The organism is Parageobacillus caldoxylosilyticus (assembly GCF_019272935.1).
Lineage (GTDB): Bacteria > Bacillota > Bacilli > Bacillales > Anoxybacillaceae > Saccharococcus > Saccharococcus caldoxylosilyticus.
In genome coordinates this window covers 2,320,241-2,338,777 of the sequence record NZ_CP040553.1, presented here as the reverse complement: position 1 = coordinate 2,338,777, position 18,537 = coordinate 2,320,241, and the positions used below count along the sequence as shown (strand labels likewise).

Annotated in this window: 19 protein-coding genes, 1 tRNA gene and 1 rRNA gene; 8 read left to right on the top strand and 13 right to left on the bottom strand. The window is 45.6% G+C overall.

Annotation, left to right across the window (positions count from 1 at the left end):
- Nucleotides 1-230 precede the first annotated feature (230 nt).
- A 16S ribosomal RNA gene (locus BV455_RS11875) occupies nucleotides 231-1,787 on the bottom strand.
- Between the two features lie 662 nt (nucleotides 1,788-2,449).
- On the opposite strand from BV455_RS11875, the gene BV455_RS11870 reads away from it, so the two are divergent.
- Entirely contained in the window at nucleotides 2,450-3,271 is an 822-nt protein-coding gene (locus tag BV455_RS11870) for a protein-glutamine gamma-glutamyltransferase (protein ID WP_017434848.1), read from the top strand.
- On the opposite strand, the gene BV455_RS11865 is transcribed toward BV455_RS11870, so the two are convergent.
- Entirely contained in the window at nucleotides 3,248-4,150 is a 903-nt protein-coding gene (locus BV455_RS11865; RefSeq protein ID WP_061579712.1) for a DMT family transporter, read from the bottom strand. The two genes, BV455_RS11870 and BV455_RS11865, sit on opposite strands and share 24 nt — an antisense overlap.
- A gap of 66 nt (nucleotides 4,151-4,216) precedes the next feature.
- Here BV455_RS11865 and BV455_RS11860 point away from each other — a divergent pair, with 66 nt between their 5' ends.
- The 3 genes from BV455_RS11860 (at nucleotide 4,217) to BV455_RS11850 (ending at nucleotide 6,281) form a co-directional block, all read left to right on the top strand.
- On the top strand, nucleotides 4,217-4,894 hold the full coding sequence (locus tag BV455_RS11860) for an MgtC/SapB family protein (RefSeq protein WP_026078439.1): 678 nt from the start codon (nucleotides 4,217-4,219) through the stop codon (nucleotides 4,892-4,894).
- A gap of 100 nt (nucleotides 4,895-4,994) precedes the next feature.
- Nucleotides 4,995-5,067, top strand: a tRNA-Ala gene (locus tag BV455_RS11855).
- A 323-nt stretch (nucleotides 5,068-5,390) separates the two neighbouring features.
- Nucleotides 5,391-6,281, top strand: coding sequence for a thermonuclease family protein (locus BV455_RS11850; RefSeq protein ID WP_081159766.1), 891 nt, complete (start codon nucleotides 5,391-5,393; stop codon nucleotides 6,279-6,281).
- Between the two features lie 93 nt (nucleotides 6,282-6,374).
- On the opposite strand, the gene BV455_RS11845 is transcribed toward BV455_RS11850, so the two are convergent.
- Nucleotides 6,375-6,635 (bottom strand): hypothetical protein, encoded by a 261-nt coding sequence (locus BV455_RS11845; RefSeq protein ID WP_017434844.1) that lies wholly within the window; start codon nucleotides 6,633-6,635, stop codon nucleotides 6,375-6,377.
- A gap of 56 nt (nucleotides 6,636-6,691) precedes the next feature.
- The gene (locus BV455_RS11840; protein WP_017434843.1) at nucleotides 6,692-7,180 is read right to left on the bottom strand and encodes a GNAT family N-acetyltransferase; all 489 of its coding nucleotides are present in this window, start codon (nucleotides 7,178-7,180) and stop codon (nucleotides 6,692-6,694) included.
- A gap of 93 nt (nucleotides 7,181-7,273) precedes the next feature.
- On the opposite strand from BV455_RS11840, the gene BV455_RS11835 reads away from it, so the two are divergent.
- Nucleotides 7,274-8,452 (top strand): MFS transporter, encoded by a 1,179-nt coding sequence (locus BV455_RS11835; protein WP_218687221.1) that lies wholly within the window; start codon nucleotides 7,274-7,276, stop codon nucleotides 8,450-8,452.
- 52 nt (nucleotides 8,453-8,504) lie between these two features.
- Here BV455_RS11835 and BV455_RS11830 read toward each other — a convergent pair whose 3' ends face one another.
- Nucleotides 8,505-8,741, bottom strand: coding sequence for a hypothetical protein (locus BV455_RS11830; protein ID WP_017434841.1), 237 nt, complete (start codon nucleotides 8,739-8,741; stop codon nucleotides 8,505-8,507).
- A gap of 102 nt (nucleotides 8,742-8,843) precedes the next feature.
- Nucleotides 8,844-9,029 carry an H-type small acid-soluble spore protein gene (locus BV455_RS11825; protein ID WP_017434840.1) on the bottom strand — a complete coding sequence of 62 codons (186 nt, stop codon included), beginning with the start codon at nucleotides 9,027-9,029 and terminating at the stop codon, nucleotides 8,844-8,846.
- 128 nt (nucleotides 9,030-9,157) lie between these two features.
- Here BV455_RS11825 and BV455_RS11820 point away from each other — a divergent pair, with 128 nt between their 5' ends.
- Nucleotides 9,158-10,153 carry a potassium channel family protein gene (locus BV455_RS11820; protein WP_218687220.1) on the top strand — a complete coding sequence of 332 codons (996 nt, stop codon included), beginning with the start codon at nucleotides 9,158-9,160 and terminating at the stop codon, nucleotides 10,151-10,153.
- On the opposite strand, the gene BV455_RS11815 is transcribed toward BV455_RS11820, so the two are convergent.
- The 4 genes from BV455_RS11815 to BV455_RS11800 form a co-directional block, all read right to left on the bottom strand.
- A complete protein-coding gene (locus BV455_RS11815) occupies nucleotides 10,150-10,554 on the bottom strand; it encodes a YugN-like family protein (protein ID WP_017434838.1) in 405 nt (134 codons plus the stop codon). The genes BV455_RS11820 and BV455_RS11815 overlap by 4 nt on opposite strands.
- A gap of 420 nt (nucleotides 10,555-10,974) precedes the next feature.
- Nucleotides 10,975-11,163, bottom strand: coding sequence for a hypothetical protein (locus BV455_RS11810; RefSeq protein ID WP_017434837.1), 189 nt, complete (start codon nucleotides 11,161-11,163; stop codon nucleotides 10,975-10,977).
- A gap of 634 nt (nucleotides 11,164-11,797) precedes the next feature.
- Entirely contained in the window at nucleotides 11,798-13,147 is a 1,350-nt protein-coding gene (locus BV455_RS11805) for a glucose-6-phosphate isomerase (RefSeq protein WP_017434836.1), read from the bottom strand.
- Between the two features lie 161 nt (nucleotides 13,148-13,308).
- A complete protein-coding gene (locus BV455_RS11800; RefSeq protein WP_042408950.1) occupies nucleotides 13,309-14,472 on the bottom strand; it encodes an iron-containing alcohol dehydrogenase in 1,164 nt (387 codons plus the stop codon).
- A 150-nt stretch (nucleotides 14,473-14,622) separates the two neighbouring features.
- Here BV455_RS11800 and BV455_RS11795 point away from each other — a divergent pair, with 150 nt between their 5' ends.
- Nucleotides 14,623-14,856, top strand: a complete 234-nt coding sequence (locus BV455_RS11795) for a DUF378 domain-containing protein (protein WP_017434834.1) — start codon at nucleotides 14,623-14,625, stop codon at nucleotides 14,854-14,856.
- 40 nt (nucleotides 14,857-14,896) lie between these two features.
- On the opposite strand, the gene yugI is transcribed toward BV455_RS11795, so the two are convergent.
- From yugI to BV455_RS11780, 3 genes are all read right to left on the bottom strand, one after another.
- Complete coding sequence (gene yugI / locus BV455_RS11790) at nucleotides 14,897-15,259, bottom strand: S1 domain-containing post-transcriptional regulator GSP13 (protein ID WP_017434833.1); 363 nt, start codon at nucleotides 15,257-15,259, stop codon at nucleotides 14,897-14,899.
- 115 nt (nucleotides 15,260-15,374) lie between these two features.
- A complete protein-coding gene (locus BV455_RS11785) occupies nucleotides 15,375-16,547 on the bottom strand; it encodes an aminotransferase (RefSeq protein WP_081159751.1) in 1,173 nt (390 codons plus the stop codon).
- Nucleotides 16,544-17,044, bottom strand: coding sequence for an Lrp/AsnC family transcriptional regulator (locus tag BV455_RS11780; protein ID WP_017434831.1), 501 nt, complete (start codon nucleotides 17,042-17,044; stop codon nucleotides 16,544-16,546). The genes BV455_RS11785 and BV455_RS11780 overlap by 4 nt, the downstream gene beginning before the upstream one ends.
- Before the next feature lie 271 nt (nucleotides 17,045-17,315).
- Between BV455_RS11780 and BV455_RS11775 the strand changes: the two genes are divergently transcribed.
- The gene (locus BV455_RS11775) at nucleotides 17,316-18,476 is read left to right on the top strand and encodes a MalY/PatB family protein (protein WP_042409001.1); all 1,161 of its coding nucleotides are present in this window, start codon (nucleotides 17,316-17,318) and stop codon (nucleotides 18,474-18,476) included.
- Nucleotides 18,477-18,537: the final 61 nt, after the last annotated feature.

Here is an 18,537-nt window from a genome sequence, read left to right as displayed (position 1 = left end):
CCATTGAAGGAATAACTAATATTCCTTCAAAACTGAACAAGGCTACTGCCTTGAATTCACTTCTTTGCTGCCTTGCGCCGAGGAATCCAGCTTCTTTGAATTCACTGGAAGACGCAGGCGCAAAACTCTTGAAGGAATAGTTATATTCCTTCAAAACTGAACAAAACGTAAGCGCCCACTTCCGACTAGCCCATAAGGGCAGTCGCCTTCGCTTTTCGTGTTATCCTTAGAAAGGAGGTGATCCAGCCGCACCTTCCGGTACGGCTACCTTGTTACGACTTCACCCCAATCACTTGCCCCACCTTCGGCGGCTGGCTCCCTTGCGGGTTACCTCACCGACTTCGGGTGTTGCAAGCTCTCGTGGTGTGACGGGCGGTGTGTACAAGGCCCGGGAACGTATTCACCGCGGCATGCTGATCCGCGATTACTAGCGATTCCGGCTTCATGCAGGCGAGTTGCAGCCTGCAATCCGAACTGAGAGCGGCTTTTTGGGATTGGCTCCCCCTCGCGGGTTCGCAGCCCTTTGTACCGCCCATTGTAGCACGTGTGTAGCCCAGGTCATAAGGGGCATGATGATTTGACGTCATCCCCACCTTCCTCCGGTTTGTCACCGGCAGTCCCCCTAGAGTGCCCAACTGAATGCTGGCAACTAGGGGCGAGGGTTGCGCTCGTTGCGGGACTTAACCCAACATCTCACGACACGAGCTGACGACAACCATGCACCACCTGTCACCCTGTCCCCCCGAAGGGGGAACGCCCTGTCTCCAGGGTTGTCAGGGGATGTCAAGACCTGGTAAGGTTCTTCGCGTTGCTTCGAATTAAACCACATGCTCCACCGCTTGTGCGGGCCCCCGTCAATTCCTTTGAGTTTCAGCCTTGCGGCCGTACTCCCCAGGCGGAGTGCTTAACGCGTTAGCTACAGCACTAAAGGGTTTGACCCCTCTAACACTTAGCACTCATCGTTTACGGCGTGGACTACCAGGGTATCTAATCCTGTTTGCTCCCCACGCTTTCGCGCCTCAGCGTCAGTTACAGACCAGAGAGCCGCCTTCGCCACTGGTGTTCCTCCACATCTCTACGCATTTCACCGCTACACGTGGAATTCCGCTCTCCTCTTCTGCACTCAAGTCCCCCAGTTTCCAATGACCCTCCACGGTTGAGCCGTGGGCTTTCACATCAGACTTAAGGGACCGCCTGCGCGCGCTTTACGCCCAATAATTCCGGACAACGCTCGCCCCCTACGTATTACCGCGGCTGCTGGCACGTAGTTAGCCGGGGCTTTCTCGTTAGGTACCGTCACCGTACCGCCCTATTCGAACGGTACTTCTTCTTCCCTAACAACAGAGCTTTACGATCCGAAGACCTTCTTCGCTCACGCGGCGTCGCTCCGTCAGACTTTCGTCCATTGCGGAAGATTCCCTACTGCTGCCTCCCGTAGGAGTCTGGGCCGTGTCTCAGTCCCAGTGTGGCCGGTCACCCTCTCAGGCCGGCTACGCATCGTCGCCTTGGTGAGCCGTTACCTCACCAACTAGCTAATGCGCCGCGGGCCCATCCGTAAGTGACAGCCGAAGCCGCCTTTCAACCAAAGACCATGCGGTCTTTGGTGTTATCCGGTATTAGCTCCGGTTTCCCGGAGTTATCCCGGTCTTACGGGTAGGTTACCCACGTGTTACTCACCCGTCCGCCGCTAACCAAACAAGAGCAAGCTCCTGTTCGGTCCGCTCGACTTGCATGTATTAGGCACGCCGCCAGCGTTCGTCCTGAGCCAGGATCAAACTCTCCATAGAAAGTTGATTGGCTTGTTTTCAGCTTCAGCACCGACACCGCAAGGTGTTCCGGTGCTTCCGCTTTTCTTATTGTCCAGCTCCGGCTCGCAACGCCTTGCGGAAAATAACCTTCCTCCGTCGACATGCAAACATGTCTCGTCGGAAGAACATTTTCCTTCCGGCGTTAAACGCTCGCCTTCGCTTTTCTATGTGGACGCTTCGTTTTGTTCAGTTTTCAAGGAACATTTCCTCTTCAAAACAGCTCTTTAATGATAACATAGTGTTTTTTTGTTGTCAACTATGTTTTTTATTATCATTTATCATTTACGTTGCTTAGCGATCGAAATTTATCGATCGATTAGCGACGCTATTTAATATAACACCTTCTTTTTAAAAATGCAACCCCCTTTTTTAAATTTTTTTGTCCATCCACGAAAGCTTTGTACAAATCATCAGCATAACCGCTACAGAGCGCCTTTCACCAACTACACTTACAATTTAATCAAGTATGTGTTAGAAAACAACCACGCTATATTCCCACAGATGCCAGAATAATAAAATGACACACTACATACATATTAAATATACTTATCCTCAAAAACAAATAAATCTGAATAACCGCTTTCTAAATTTAAAATTCAATTACGCCAATAAGCGGATCATTTATTTTAAAGGAGGAAAATATGATTCGAATTCAGCAATCAGCTGTCGACAGCAGTTTATTCGGCCCCTCTTCTCTTTCCAAAAGTCAAGAAAAAATATTTGAAGCGTTATTAAAATCACCGGAAACGTATGTATACCAAAATAAACATCAGCTTTTATTCGAGATCGTCCTTCGCGACCGCATCATTCATTCCGCTGTTGCTCTCGCCAAAAGCAAAGTAAGATTCGCCATTTTCCGTTTTTCCAAATGCAATGAACAATTTTGGATACGAAATGAATTAGGCGGATTTCAATTAAGAAAAGAAGTACTTCCTGCAGATGCAATAAACGATATTTTCGTCAACAGCCATTTGTACGCCTTTGAGTGCGCGACCGCCATCGTTATTGTATTTTACAAGGCAGTGCTGGATGTTATTGATCAGCAGACGTTTAATACGTTATTTTCCAATCTTTTATTATACGATTGGCATGTTGATCGAGATTTAGGGATAAAAACAAAAAAGGGAGAAGATTATCTTCCTGGTGACTGTCTTTATTTTAAAAATCCTGAATTCGATCCGCAAACGCCACAATGGCAAGGAGAAAATACAATCTATTTAGGCGACGACCTTCATTACGGACATGGGATTGGTGTTACAACAACGGCAGGAATCATCGCCGCTCTGAATAGAAAGAGAAAAAAATTTGCGACCAAATCAGCGTATCTAGTTCCGCAAACTACAAGAGTTGATTTTGCTTACTTATCGAAGTTTGCCAGCAATTTAGAACATCATCGTCTTCCAATGAACAATGAATACTTAATTACAGGGACGCTTGGGTCAGCTACTTTCTTGTATTGGTAGCGACCCTTTTCGATTTTCTCCCCATAAATAAGCCCCGATTCCTGTTAAAATGAAGATTCCTCCGATCCATTGGGACGGCTGAATCAGCTCCCCAAGCAAAAAGTAGGCTAATATAGACGCTCCCACTGGTTCAAATAAAATGCTCATCGAAACGGTTGCCGCGCTTACCCATTTTACCGACCAATTCATTAAGGAATGGCCTAGCAGGGTCGGCACAATGGCCAATAAGACAAAGCAGAGCCAGTCTATTTTTCTATAGGAAAGCAACGGAAGCCGAAACGCAATTACGTAAAGAAAAAGGACGAAAGAACTAATTCCGTAGACAATATATGTATATGTCATCAATGATAGACGTTTGCGTAATTCTTGACCAAATAGCCAATATCCTGTTACCATGGCACATGCTAGCAGTGCCAACATATCACCGAATAATGCTTTGCCGCTGACTTGAAAATCGCCCCAGCTGATGATCACGCTTCCGGTGATTGCTAATAGCGCGCTACACAATGCTCCTGCAGTAAGATGTTCTTTAAAAAACACATATCCGCCAGCAAACGCAAATAACGGCTGCAATGTTACAAGTACAACCGAACTGGTTACGGAAGTATAGTTCAGCGACTCAAACCAAAGAATAAAATGAAGTGCTAATAAAACTCCAGAGAAGATTGAAAACGCCCAATCGCGGCAGGAGATTTCTTTTAATTCGCTAATATATCTGATAAAAAATGGTGTCATCAATAGTACCGTAAAAAAAAGCCGATAAAAGGCGATAACGGAAGCAGGAGCATGCGCCCATTTCACAAGAATAGCGGAAGTAGAAACGGAAAGCGCTCCTACAAATAGGGCTAAATATGGTTTGAACATGCTTGATGGCTTCATTATTCATCCCCTTAACCAATGTTTTATCATTATTATACCAATATCGAAACAAAAGAGGTGATTGCCGTGATGTTCGACCCATTCATTAAATTAGGGATATCTGCTGTATTAGGATTAATCATCGGATTGGAAAGAGAATTAAAACGAAAACCTGTCGGCTTAAAAACTTGCTTAGTTATTTCCATTTCCAGCTGTTTGTTGACGATTGTCTCGATCGAATCTGCCTATGTATTCCCGCTAAAAGACCATATTACGATGGATCCGCTCCGTCTTGCCGCGCAAATTGTATCAGGCGTTGGTTTTTTAGGAGCTGGGGTTATCTTGCGCCGGGGAAATGATAGTATTACAGGATTAACTACAGCCGCAATCATTTGGGGAGCGGCTGGCATCGGAGTTGCCGTCGGTGCCGGATTTTATTGGGAGTCGGCCTTTGGGGTGGCATTATTAATTGTAAGCGTAGAACTTATTCCTTTTCTCATCAACTTTTTCGGACCGAAACAACTGCGGGAAAAAGAAATTCTGTTGCAAATCACCGTGGCAGATACAAAAAATATTGCCGATGTCATCGAAAAAATAAAGCTGCAGCACATCGATATCAAGACTATGCGCATTAAAGATTTAGAGGACAACCAGCATTTAATTAAATTAAAAGCCGTTATCGATCAAAAGCGGGCTGCTGCCGACATCTATTATGCGATCCGCAGCATCGATTCAATCGTCCATATTGATATTGAGAGCGGCTGATCTGTTTCACCTTTTCCAATAAAATGCTGCATAAAATACTATTGCATTTCCAAAAAAGCATATATATAATTAAAAACGGACAGAAAATAATTGATGAAGTGGGGCATTAGCTCAGTTGGGAGAGCGTCGTGCTGGCAGCGCGAAGGTCACCGGTTCGAGCCCGGTATGCTCCATTGGAAAAACCCTTGCGTGGCAAGGGTTTTCTTTTTTGCACTACATATGCAAAAGGGCGATCATATAAAAATTGCGCGCTGATTCATATTGAAGGAGGTGTAGACCTGGTTACTAAAATCGTTGTCGTGTACGGACCGATGGAAGGAATGGTGCACGACAGATGCCGTCGCTGACAGCGAACCACGGGGGCTTTCACAGCAGGTGAGACATGAGGGATTCCCTTCCTGGTGGAACTCAGGTATTTCATGAGCGGCAAGCAGTTTTGCTAGTTTCATCGCGATGAGTCAATTTTTATAGATTTTAGTAACCAGGAAAGAAACAAATGAGAAAGTTAGCAAGTTTGCTGGTAGCAGCCTTATTCACTTTCTTTTTTTCAACCAGCAGTTTCGCCCATCCTGGCACGTTGGACGAACTAGGCGGACATTTCCGTAACTCGGACTGCATGTATTTGTTGCATGAGCCGACCGCACTTGCCATGCAGGCCAAAAATAAAGCAGCGCTTGTCCAATTGATCAAAAAATACAACAACAACGCCAAGTGCACCCGGCAGCTGACGGCGGATAAAATTGACCTAGAAGGGCATAGTCTAGGCGGAATCTCTGCAGCGAAATCAGATTCGTCCGCCACATTGCAATTAGGAAAAAAATATGCCGCAACACTAGTGAAGTGCATTGATGGAGATACGGCAAAGTTTATGGTCAACGGCCGCGAATATACGACCCGCTTTCTATTCATTGATACGCCGGAAAGCACGATCGAAGTCGAACCGTACGGAAAAGAAGCAAGCCAGTTTACTTGCTCCCGCTTAAAACAAGGAAATATTACATTAGAAACCGACGGAAGCACGCTGTTTGATAAGTATCATCGCTTGCTCGCCTGGGTGTGGGTAGGAAACAAATTGCTGCAAGAAGAAGTGAGCAAAGCAGGACTGGTCGAAGATTTTTACGATTACGGGGATTATAAATACGAAGGCCGAGTCCGCGCCGCCATGGCAGAGGCGAAACGAAACGGCGCGGGAATGTATAGCCGTTCATCCACGCAAAAACCTGATTCTTCCCGTCAGCAGCAAACGGCGAAAGAGAAAGAAGACACAGCGAAACAAGACAACCAACCAAAACAGTCCGATAAACAATCGAACACTAAGCACCCATTTCTTTACTTGTTGATTGGACTGGTCTTAGCTATCATCATTTACGCTGTTGTACGCAAATAACATAAGCGGCTGCCTGCAACGGCCGCGCCGAACAAACAAAAGGAGCTAACGACTAGCTCCTTTTTTATTCTATCATGGCGGATCTGAGATCTGTTACTGCTCCGGCAGCAACTCTTCAATCACCGACTGCCCGGACGATGGCGCCGCTGTAGAGAAAGAAGCACCGTTTAGCCGCTTAAAGCCATATTTCTCCAACCGCTGTATTTGCTCTTCCGTCAGGTCAGCATAAGCAATCACCGAAGGCGTACCGGACGATTTGTAAATTAAATTGCCTGTCACTGGACATTGAAACGCATCGGCAACAAAGCCTTCGCCATCTTGAATCGTAAATAAACGAACCGGCATGACGTTCATATACTTCCCTCTTTCTGCTGGTATCTGTTATTATGACTGTCCTATTTTTTTACGTTCTATACAATTCTTTTTCCAACGATGATTAAATCGCGCTCGATTCCATCCAATTCCGCGACCCGCGGAAGGCGCCCCCATGTTTCAAAACCGAAGCGCGAGAATAGGCGCAAGCTTGGTTCATTATGGGCAAATATAAAGCCTAACAGCGTTTTAATCTGCAAATTTGGCGCTTCCTCCACTGCTTTTTGAAGCAGCTGCTTTCCGATTCCTTTCCCGCGATATGCTTCGGAAATGTAAATGCTGATTTCCGCTGTATGACGATAGGCCGGTCGTCCATAAAACGATTGGAAACTGAGCCAGGCGCACACGCGGCCATCTTGTTCCATCACCCATAGCGGCCGTGTATGCGAGTCATGAGCAAAAAACCACGCCTCCCTGCTTTCTACCGACACCGGCTCGAGGTCCGCGGTAACCATTCTGGTCGGAATCGTTTCATTATATATTTGCACGATTGCTGGCAAGTCTTCTTTTTTCGCATCCCTGATCATCGTATCTCCACCTTTTTTCATATGCATTTCGTTAACGAAAATTGGTTAAGAAGGAGTATAATTATACATATGTGATGAGAAAGGAGGGTAGCTATGAACCGGACGGTAATCGTTTATCTCGTCTCGCTGGCCGCGTTTCTTGGTCCATTTACACAAAACATTTACACCCCTATTTTACCAGAAGTAACAACCGATTTTGCTACTTCTTCGTTTTTAGTGAATTTAACCATTTCCATTTTCACGTTTTTCTTAGCCATGATGCAAATGGTATACGGACCGTTGACAGGCATAAAAGGACGCCGTAATGTTCTCTTAGCTGGCATCCTTCTTTATATCACAGCATCGCTCGGCTGCTTTTTTTCGAACTCTATTTACGTTCTTCTCGCCTTCCGAGCATTGCAGGCAATCGGCATCGCAGCTGGTTCGGTCGTCGCCGCTACCGTTATCGGCGATTTATTTGAAGGAAAAGAACGGGGAAAAGCGATGGGTACTTTCCAAATGATGCTATCGCTTGGTCCAGTCGTCGGACCGATCGTTGGCGGATTTCTTGGCGGCCGATTTAACTTTCATGTCGTATTCCTTGTTCTTGTTTTCGTCGGGGTGCTTATATGGCTCGGCAATTTTGTTTTTCTAAAAGAAACAAAACCGGAAAACCAAACATCGAAAACCTTTCAGATTCGTGATTTTGTCACGATCCTTCGCCACCGGGCCGGTTCCTCGATTATTTTATTAGGGTTTATCCAATATTACGCGCTCTATAATTTTCTCGTTTTTTTGCCTGGCATTTTGACGGAGCGCTATGGACTATCGGCAGAGGAAAAAGGGCTTGTTTATTTAGCGTTGTCGTGCATGATTGTCGTCGGCAGCTTTATCGGCGGACGCATCCAAGGCTATTGGAAAGATAGACACATTATTTTAGCAACATCGTATTGCACCGTGCTATCCATTTTCCTTTTTCTTCTTGTTTCCTATATATCCATTCCGCTCTTAATCCTTGCGATCGCGTTGTTTGGCCTGTTTTTAGGAACGTCCTTGCCGGTGCAAATGACGCTGCTTACGTATGTGTTTCAAGCAAACCGTTCCACCGCCATTGGCGTCTACAATTTCTTCCGCTACATGGGAATGGCATTCGGACCAATGGTCGGGAGCTTGTTATTCTCGTTAGGCAGGTACAGACTCGTATACGGATTTGCGGATGCTGTCTTTCTTGCCTGCTCGCTGTTATTGACCATGCGTGTTGTGCATCTAGGCAAACAAGCGTCTTCGGTATAAAATCATCAGTGAAAGGAACTGCTCCGTGCCGAAGCAGTCCCTTTTCTTACCTTCATATTGCAGAAATCCCGCTATCATACAAACGCTGGAAAATGGAAAAATGAACGACAAACTCTGTAAACGAATATGCTTCGCCTTCCGGAAACGCGTAGCTCTCAAAAAATGCCGCCAGCACCTCTTCGTCTACTTCCTCCAATAGACGCGATGACAAGAGCGGATAATAAATTTCTTCCCACCAGCGTTCATATCCGTAATCTGCAAACATTTCCTTTATCTGTCCACCCGTCACTTTACATGCTCCTTCCCGCGTTATTTTCTTTCACTGTCAGTATCGGTTTTTCCAAAAGACGCAAACAAAAAACGCCGAAACACGGCGTTTTTCCTTATTGCCTTATCGTTCTTCACTTAATTCGGCTACCGGCACGTCACGCTGCTCACGAAGGTGGCCATCCCGCAAATGGACCGTAGCCGTTTGCTTTTCTTCATCATAACCGTCAATCCAGACAGATACACCATTATAATAGACAGGAATATCCGCCGGGGACGAAACAATTTGTTTGACACGATTCATATCCATGAAGCCATTCCTCTCCTTTCACATATTCATCATGTAGTATGAAAGCGAAAAGGAATTTTTATGCAAAAAAAGGAGCAAAACAGTCAACACTAACTTTGTAAAAACAATGGACCAAACGGAGGAAACCGATGAAAAACTGGGATATACTCATATCGTATTTGCGCCTTCCTGTCTTTATACGATTGCTGCTGGTGGGAAGCGCGCTGCTAATTCTTTTCGGCCTGCTTATTCATCTCGTCGAGCCGTCTACATTCCATAACGTATTCGATGGCATATGGTGGGCGATTGTTACCGCGGCGACGATCGGCTACGGCGACATCGTTCCAAAAACGACGGCGGGAAAACTCGTCGCCATTCTCCTTATTTTGTTAGGAACAGGGGTGATTACGACGTATTTCGCGTCCGTATCAGCAGCTGCCGTGGCAAAAGAGACGGCATTATCGAACGGGCAGCTGCGCTATGGAAAAAAGGGACATGTGATCATCGTCGGCTGGAATGAGCGGGTGCGCGAAGTGCTGGCACAATTAACGAAATCCCAGCCATCTTTTCGCTGCGTGCTCATTGATTCGACGTTAAACGCGCTGCCGATTTCCTATAAAAATGTTCATTTTATCAAAGGAAACGCCAGCTACGATGATGTGCTGCAGAAAGCAAACGTCACTGAAGCGCAAATGGTTTTAATTACCGCCGACCAGCATAAAAACGAAGTGGAGGCGGACAAAGATTCGATTTTAACGCTTTTGGCCATGAAAAGCTTAAACCCTTCCATCTATGCGATTGTCGAAATATTAACCGGGCAGCACGTCAACAACGCAAGACGGGCGGGCGCTGATGAAGTGATTCAAACCAACTTGCTCTCCAGCTTCACAATGGCAAACAGCCTTCAGTCACCAGGCATATCTAGAGCGATTGAAGCGCTGCTTCGTCAGCTTCACGATAGAAAACTGCAGCTGATCCATGCCGAAGAATGGTGCATCGGCAAAACATTTTCTGAAAGCAGCCAGTTGCTATTGGAAAAGCGAATGATATTAATCGGTGTCGTGAGAGGGGAAGAAGGATATATGAACCCTTCTCCGCACTTCATCATTGAAAGAGGCGATCACCTGTTTGTTCTGAGCCCTTAGTCAAGCAGGCGGCGTTCCAGCTCTTGCACAAGCACCTTTCCGACGCTAACATATGTTTCCGGAAATGTCGCATCGGAGTCTTGCGGCTCGGAAAATTGGTTAAAAGCGGCGCCTAGATTGCCGACATCGGCATGGTCATCTAAGCCGCTTTGATATTGATGCGATAATAAAAACGGCCTGCCGATCTCCACCGTTGTTCCATGCGAATCAAGCTGTCCATCCACTGCTTTAAACGGAATACGTAAAAATTGATATCCGGATTCATCGGCAATTTTATAGTCAAAATAACCATGATCATAATCCCAATTGCCGCCAATCGTATAACCGAGCGGTTTTAACTGCTGTTCTAGCTTATACAGCTGAAATGCTTTTCCTTCCAGACGCGATGGAATTTCAATCATTTTAAACATGCCTCCTTTTTCTTTTATGTTTTCCTATTTGGGTACAATTATTTGTTCGTTTGTTTTGATTTGAACCATAGTCTGAAACATGATGTTTCTTTGGCTATAATGACGTGATAAAAAAAGCGATTCCTGCTGAAGTTAGTCTACGTTAAGAAGCGGCCAGCGTAGGAAAACATTTTAAAAACCGAAAATTTAGGAAAAATCATCACTGAAACCGCACAACCGCTTGATTTATCGTTAAAAACATGCGTAGACAGGTAAACGGCTACAAAGAGGAACGCACTCACAGTTTGTTTGGAAATGGAAATTCATACATCTCCATCGCTCCGATAAAATAAAAACGCCTGTCATAGGGACAGACGCACCTATTTAAAGATAAATGTTCTTTTTGTTACGGCAGTTGAAGAAGATCCTGCTCTATAATGCAACATACAATCCAATTCCGACCATTAATGCGACGGCAAGTCCAACATATATAAGTGTAAGACGTGCTATGTGGCTTTTGGTGGAAGAACTATAATCTTCATCACCTTTTCCAGATAGGGATAAGGTTCCAATTAATCCCGCTGCCATTACAAGTATTACTAATATTAATAAAATCTTCATTGCGCTCTCTTCCAGATTATTTTAGTTTTGGAAGAACATTATCAATAATTGTAATTCATTTTTCATGAATACAGTAATTTAAACTATGAAAAAACTGTGAATTTTTCTTGTTTAACCATGCTGTCAGTTAGCTGATTATTTAGAAATAACCAAGCCAGTGATCGCAGATGACCGTCCTAATCCTTTACTCGACTATTTGAAAGCTCATGGCGGTTCGTTTTTCATTGCTGAATTCAAAACTTTGTTTTTTTATAAACCTGACGGGACTAAGTGAAGGGATAGAACGTTTCATACAGCAATTCGAGCAAATCAAAAAAAGCCTCATGATTTACGCCATATTTGGATTGTGCACATTTTAGCGGCTGGCATAGCTCCCGAACAAATCTAGCACGATCTGGAGCATGAAAGTATTTCCATCAAGGCAGATACGTACACTTATATCACGGAGAAAATGAAAAAAGAATCGAGAAAAAGATTTTCGGAGTACAGTCGACCAATCACTTTTGAAAAATGTGGTCAAGCACCATTTTTGTACCCCGAAAATCGGCTGTTTTTCTCGATTCCCATGAACCTCTCCCACCTACACTCCGTTTAGAGGTGGAAGATGAATCGGTGAATATGTTAAAAAATGCCGTTATTTCAAGCGTTTTTCAAGCTCCGCCTTCTTCTCTTCATAGCCCGGTTTGCCAAGGAGGGCGAACATGTTCACTTTATAAGCTTCCACTCCAGGCTGGTCAAATGGGTTAACGCCTAATAAATAGCCGCTCATCGCGCACGCTTTTTCAAAGAAATAGACAAGATAGCCGAATGTATATTCGTCTAATTTCGGCAGGGTGATCACTAAATTTGGCACACCGCCATCCGTATGGGCAAGGAGCGTTCCTTCAAACGCCTTGGTGTTCACAAAATCGACCGTTTTGCCTGCCAAATAGTTCAGCCCGTCCAAATCGCTTTCCTCTTCTTCAATAACCAACTCATGACGCGGCGTTTCCACTTTCAACACCGTTTCAAACAAATCGCGGCGTCCTTCTTGAATATATTGCCCTAAGGAATGAAGGTCGGTCGAGAAGTTTGCCGAAGCTGGGAAAATTCCTTTTTGGTCTTTTCCTTCGCTTTCGCCAAACAGCTGTTTCCACCATTCCGCGAAATATTGCAGCGCTGGCTCGTAGTTGACCAACAGCTCGATCGTTTTTCCTTTGTTGTATAGAATGTTGCGGATGGCCGCGTATTGGTATGCCGCATTTTCTTCCAGTTCCGAACTGCTGAAGTCTTCGCGCGCTTGCGCTGCACCTTTCATCATTTCTTCGATGTTTGCGCCGCTGACAGCAATCGGAAGCAGTCCTACTGCCGTCAATACGGAGTAGCGGCCGCCGACATCATCTGGAATGACAAATGTTTCATAGCCTTCTTCCGTCGCCAATGTTCTTAGCGCGCCGCGCGCCCGGTCGGTCGTTGCATAGATTCGTTTGCGCGCTTCTTCTTTTCCGTATTTTTCTTCCAACAGCTTGCGGAAAATGCGGAAGGCAATTGCCGGCTCTGTTGTCGTGCCCGATTTGGAAATGACGTTAATCGAAAAATCTTTTCCTTCTAATAAGTCGATGACATCTTTCATATAAGTCGAGCTAATGTTATTGCCGACGAAAAGAATTTGCGGCGTTTTCCGTTTGTCTTTTGGCAACGCATTGTAAAATGAATGATGAAGCATTTCAATCGCAGCGCGCGCTCCTAAATACGAGCCGCCAATACCGATCACCAGCAACACATCGGAATCAGCTTGAATTTTCGCCGCTGCTTTTTGAATGCGGGCAAATTCTTCTTTGTCATAGTCAACAGGCAAATCGAGCCATCCTAAAAAATCACTGCCTGTTCCTGTTTTTTCATGGAGGGAATGATGCGCCACTTTCACTGCATCACGCAAATAGGTAAGCTCATGTTCGCCAAAAAACGCCAAGGCTTTTGAATAATCAAAACGAATATGTGTCATATGTTCGATCCTCCAAACCAAAATGTTTTTACCTTCTTTCACTTTAACGAAACAACAAAAAGGAATCAAGTCGTTGCCTCGCTATGTAAACGGATTCATTTTTAACATTTATATGAATAAAAAAACAAGAAAGAGGCAGCCGGAACTGCCTCTTTTCTGCATTATAGCGATGCACGCAAAATGGCGAGCACATCATCGCGATTTAATTTTTTGAACTTGCCAAATTCGCCAAACGCCATCGCTTTGTCCGCCATTAATTCAAGATTTTCTTCGCCGATGCCATAATCGGCAAGCCGAGACGGCGCGCCAAGACTCGACCAAAACTCACGCAGTTTTTCAATGCCTTCTAGCGCCACCTCTCGTTCCGATTTCCCTTCCGGATTGACGTCAAACACGCGCACCGCTAGTTGGGCAAAACGGCTGACATTTTCATCAAGCACGTGCTTCATCCAGTTCGGGAACAGTATCGCAAGACCGCCGGCATGCGGGATGTCGTATACCGCCGATACAGCGTGTTCGATGTTATGCGTCGCCCAGTCGCCGCGGACTCCCATTTGCAAAAAGCCGTTTAACGCAATCGTTCCGCTGTATAAAATGGTCTCGCGCAACTCGTAGTTTTGCAAGTCATTCACTAGTTTTGGCGCCGCTTCCATCACTGTTTTTAATACGGCTTCACACATCCGGTCTTGCAGCGGAGTGTTTGGCGTGTGATGGAAATATTGTTCAAACACATGCGACATCATATCGACAATTCCGTAGACGGTATGGTCTTTCGGCACCGTGAGCGTATACGTCGGGTCAAGAATCGAAAATTGCGGGAACGTCGCTGGGCTGCCCCAGCCGTATTTTTCTTTTGTCTCCCAGTTGGTAATGACCGAGCCGGAGTTCATTTCCGAACCGGTTGCGGCCAGCGTCAATACCGTTCCAAACGGAAGCGCTTCCGTCACCGTCACTTTTTTCGTAATAAAATCCCACGGATCGCCGTCATATTTGGCCCCGGCAGCAATCGCTTTCGTACAGTCGATGACACTGCCGCCTCCGACCGCAAGCAAAAATTCGATGCCTTCTCTTTTGCAAATATCTACGCCTTTTCTTACCGTCGATACGCGCGGATTCGGTTCCACTCCCGGAAGCTCTGTCACTTTTACGTTCAGCTCATTCAATATGTTCATTACTTCGTCATACAGCCCGTTTCGTTTAATACTGCCGCCGCCATAGACAAGCAATACTTTTTTTCCATAACGCGGCAGTTCTTTTTTCAGCTGCTCAATTTGCCCTTTTCCGAAAATCAATTTCGTAGGATTTTGAAAAGTAAAATTTTGCATATGTATTTCCCCTCCTTCTTGTCTCTATTATGGACAGTATGATCTCCGCTTGTAAAGTGATTTACTTCTTTCGCAAATGATGCATATTTTTCGTCCATGTTATGCATTCTATAAGCGAATGATGGAAAAATGTAAAGGAGGAATAGATGAATGAGTGTACTTCAGCGCATTGCACTATTACTTACGATTATCGGCGCCATTAACTGGGGATTAATCGGTTTCTTTCAATTCGATTTAGTAGCAGCGATTTTCGGCGGGCAAGATGCCGCATTGTCGCGCATCATCTATGGAATCATCGGCATTGCAGGATTGATTAACCTTGCGCTTCTATTCAAGCCTGCCGAAGAATTAGGACGAACGGAACCAAAAACGTCTCACACATAAAATGTAAAGTAAAACACCCACCTCAAAAAAGGTGGGTGTTTTACTTTCGTAAATCTTCTTTTTTGGATTGCTCGATCCACTCTTGCAGCTTTTCTTTTAACGTATTAAATCCTGGGTTTAACGACATTTTTACTTTCACGTGACGTTTTTCGTCTTTGTTTCGATTCTCCAGTGCCTTCATTGATAGGCTAGCCCGTTTCGTTTGCCGGTCGATCGACAATACTTTTACCATTACTTCATCGCCGATATGGACATAATCCCTAACATCTTTTACAAATTTATGGGAAATTTCCGAAATGTGAACAAGTCCTTGTATTCCTCCGTCTAATTCGACAAAAACGCCATATGGCTGAATGCCTGTTACCTTTCCTTTCACGATATCTCCTGCTTCTATCGTTGACAAACAAAACACTCCTATTTTTTATTTCATATGTGTTTTTGTATTATAACATAAATTTTTGATGAATCCCAAAAAAATATGTTCTGCCATCCCGCAGCGGGACAGCAGAACATGGAAACTACAATCGCTCTAAAAAACGTTTCATCCGTTTGATCGCTTCCTGCAGCTGCTCGAGAGAAGACGCGTAAGAACAGCGGATATATCCTTCCCCGCTTGCGCCGAACACATTGCCCGGAACGACCGCCACTTTTTCTTCGAACAATAATCTTTCAGCAAATTGTTCCGATGTCAAGCCGGTAGATTGAATCGATGGAAACGCGTAAAACGCGCCGCCAGGCATGTGACAGTAAAGGCCGATTTCATTTAATGATTGAACAAAATAATTGCGCCGCCGCCGGTAGCTTTTTCTCATATACTCGACATCTTGCCCGCCGTTGCGCAATGCCTCTAGTGCGCCGTATTGCGCCATCGTCGGCGCGCACATCATCGCATACTGGTGGATCTTTAACATCGCCTGCAAAATTTCATTCGGCGCGGCAGCGAAGCCAAGCCGCCATCCTGTCATCGCAAACCCTTTCGAGAAACCGGAAATTAAGATCGTCCGCTCCCACATACCGTCGACAGCGGCAACGCTTGTATACGTACCGTCATATGTAAGTTCCGCATAAATTTCATCGGCAACGACAAGCAAATCATATTTTTTTACGATGCGCCCAATAGCTTCCAGTTCTTCTTTTTGCAACACGGTGCCTGTCGGATTGTTTGGCGAGCAAATGATGAGAGCTTTCGTGCGGTCGGTAATGACTTGCTCGATTTGTTCCGGACGCAGTTTAAAATGGTCGTCCCCGTGCGTTTCCACTAAAACGGTCGTCCCCCCAGCAAGCGCCACAAGCGGTTCATATGCGACAAAACAAGGTTCAACGACAATTACTTCATCGCCAGGATTGATAATCGCCCGCATGGCCAAATCCAGCGCTTGGCTCGCTCCGACCGTCACCAAAATTTCTGTTTCCGGATTGTACTCGACATGAAATTTGCGCATTAAATAAGCGGCGATTTCTTGGCGAAGCTCCAGCAACCCGGCATTCGCCGTGTAGGATGTATATCCTTGTTCAAGCGATAAAATACTTGCTTCCCGGATGTTCCAAGAGGTGACGAAATCCGGTTCGCCAACTCCAAGGGAAATCACCCCTTCCATGCCAGAAGCAAGATCAAAAAAGCGGCGAATTCCCGATGGTTTTAAACGGGAAACGGTTTCCGACACGTATGACTTTTTCGTTTGCTGTCTCATGGCGACACCACGATGCGGCGATCTTGATCTCCTTGGTCAAATACAGTGCCATCATGTTTATACTTTTTCAAAATAAAATGAGTCGTCGTCGAAATCACGGAATCGAGCGTCGATAATTTCTCGGAAACAAATTGCGCCACCTCAGACATCGAACGCCCTTCAATAACGACCGATAAATCATATGCCCCTGACATTAAATAAACGGATTTTACTTCCGGAAAGCGATAAATGCGCTCCGCCACTTCATCAAATCCGACTCCCCTCTTTGGCGTCACTTTCACATCGATCATCGCTGTGACGCCTTCATGGCCGTCCACTTTCCGCCAATCGACAAGCGCGGCATATTGGACAATCACTTTTGTTTCTTCGAGCTTTTTCACGATCGCCTCTGTTTCTTCGACCGTCAGCTCCACCATTTTCGCTAGTGTTTCCATTGGAATGCGAGCGTCTTTTTCCAATATTTCGATAATTTCAACCTCTTTTTCGCTCAGTTTCATGTAGATCCCCCCAGCAACTATTTTCGCATACATTCTCTCTATTTGCATGAAAAAACGATAAAAATTTAAAATAAACAGCAAGAGGTGAAGAAGGATGGACGCACCCCGGACAAACGGACAAACAATCCAGCTAAATCATATTCGCGTTTATTATGAAACATACAATTGTTGCGCATCCATCATATGCCTGTCACCTTTTCGGCGAAAATGGGTGCATATACAAAAATTATAAGCGATAATGGATAAAAAAAGAAGGGAGAGGATGTTTTTTATGTATCGGTTTGACGATGTTATCAACCGCCGCCATACCCTTTCGGTAAAATGGGATGACACAGAGCGGGTTTTTGGTGTCAAAGACGCATTGCCGATGTGGGTGGCCGATATGGACTTTCCGGCTCCGCCCGCAGTGATCGAGGCCTTGCACAAACGGGTCAAGCACGGCATTTTTGGCTATACTGTCATTCCTGATTCATTAAAAGAAGCGGTGCAACATTGGCTGCAAACGCGGCATCAATGGGATATAGACCGATCATGGCTCGTCTTTTCAACCGGTGTCGTGCCCGCACTAGCGACGGCAATCGAGGCGTTTTCCGAGGAGGGAGATCGCGTTGTTGTGTTTACTCCCGTTTATCCGCCGCTATTTCAGCTTGTTCGCCAGCATCGCCGCATGCTCGTCACCAGCCCGCTGCAGCTCAAGGAAACGCGATATGAAATCGACTGGGAGGATTTTACGGAAAAGATTCAAGGCGCGAAACTGTTGCTTCTGTGCAGCCCTCATAACCCTGGGGGGCGAGTATGGACAAAAGAAGAATTGGAAAAAATCGGGGAGTTATGCATGGAACACGATGTGATCGTCATCTCCGATGAAATCCATGCCGATCTTACCTTTCCGCCAAACAAACATGTGCCGTTTGCCTCGATTCGTCCTGAGTTTGCCGAAAAAAGCATCACATGCATGGCGCCGACGAAAACATTTAACCTTGCCGGTCTGCAGGCAGCGGCAGCGATCATTGCCAACGAATCACTGCGACGGCAATTCCGCAAAGTCCAGCAGCGGCAAGGATTTTTTACGCTGAATACGTTTGCCGTCGTCGGCACAGAGGCAGCCTACCGTCATGGAGGGGAATGGCTCGATGCACTGCTTGCATATTTGCAGGAGAATATCGATTGCGTATCCTCTTACATACAGACACATTTACCAGCGCTTCGCATCATCCGCCCGGAAGCGACGTATCTCGTTTGGATCGACTGCCGGCATCTTGGCCTAACAGAGCAGCAGCTGAAACAGCTTCTTTTGGAAAAAGGAAAAATCGCGGTTGAGTTTGGCAGCAAATTCGGCGAAGAAGGAAAAGGGTTTATACGCATGAATGTCGCCTGCCCGCGCCAAACGCTGAAAGAGGCTCTTCACCGCCTATCTATTGCTTTGCAATAAGATTGTTCATGATGCTTGAAATAACGACATAAAATGACGCGGCAGCCTCCACTGCTGGCGC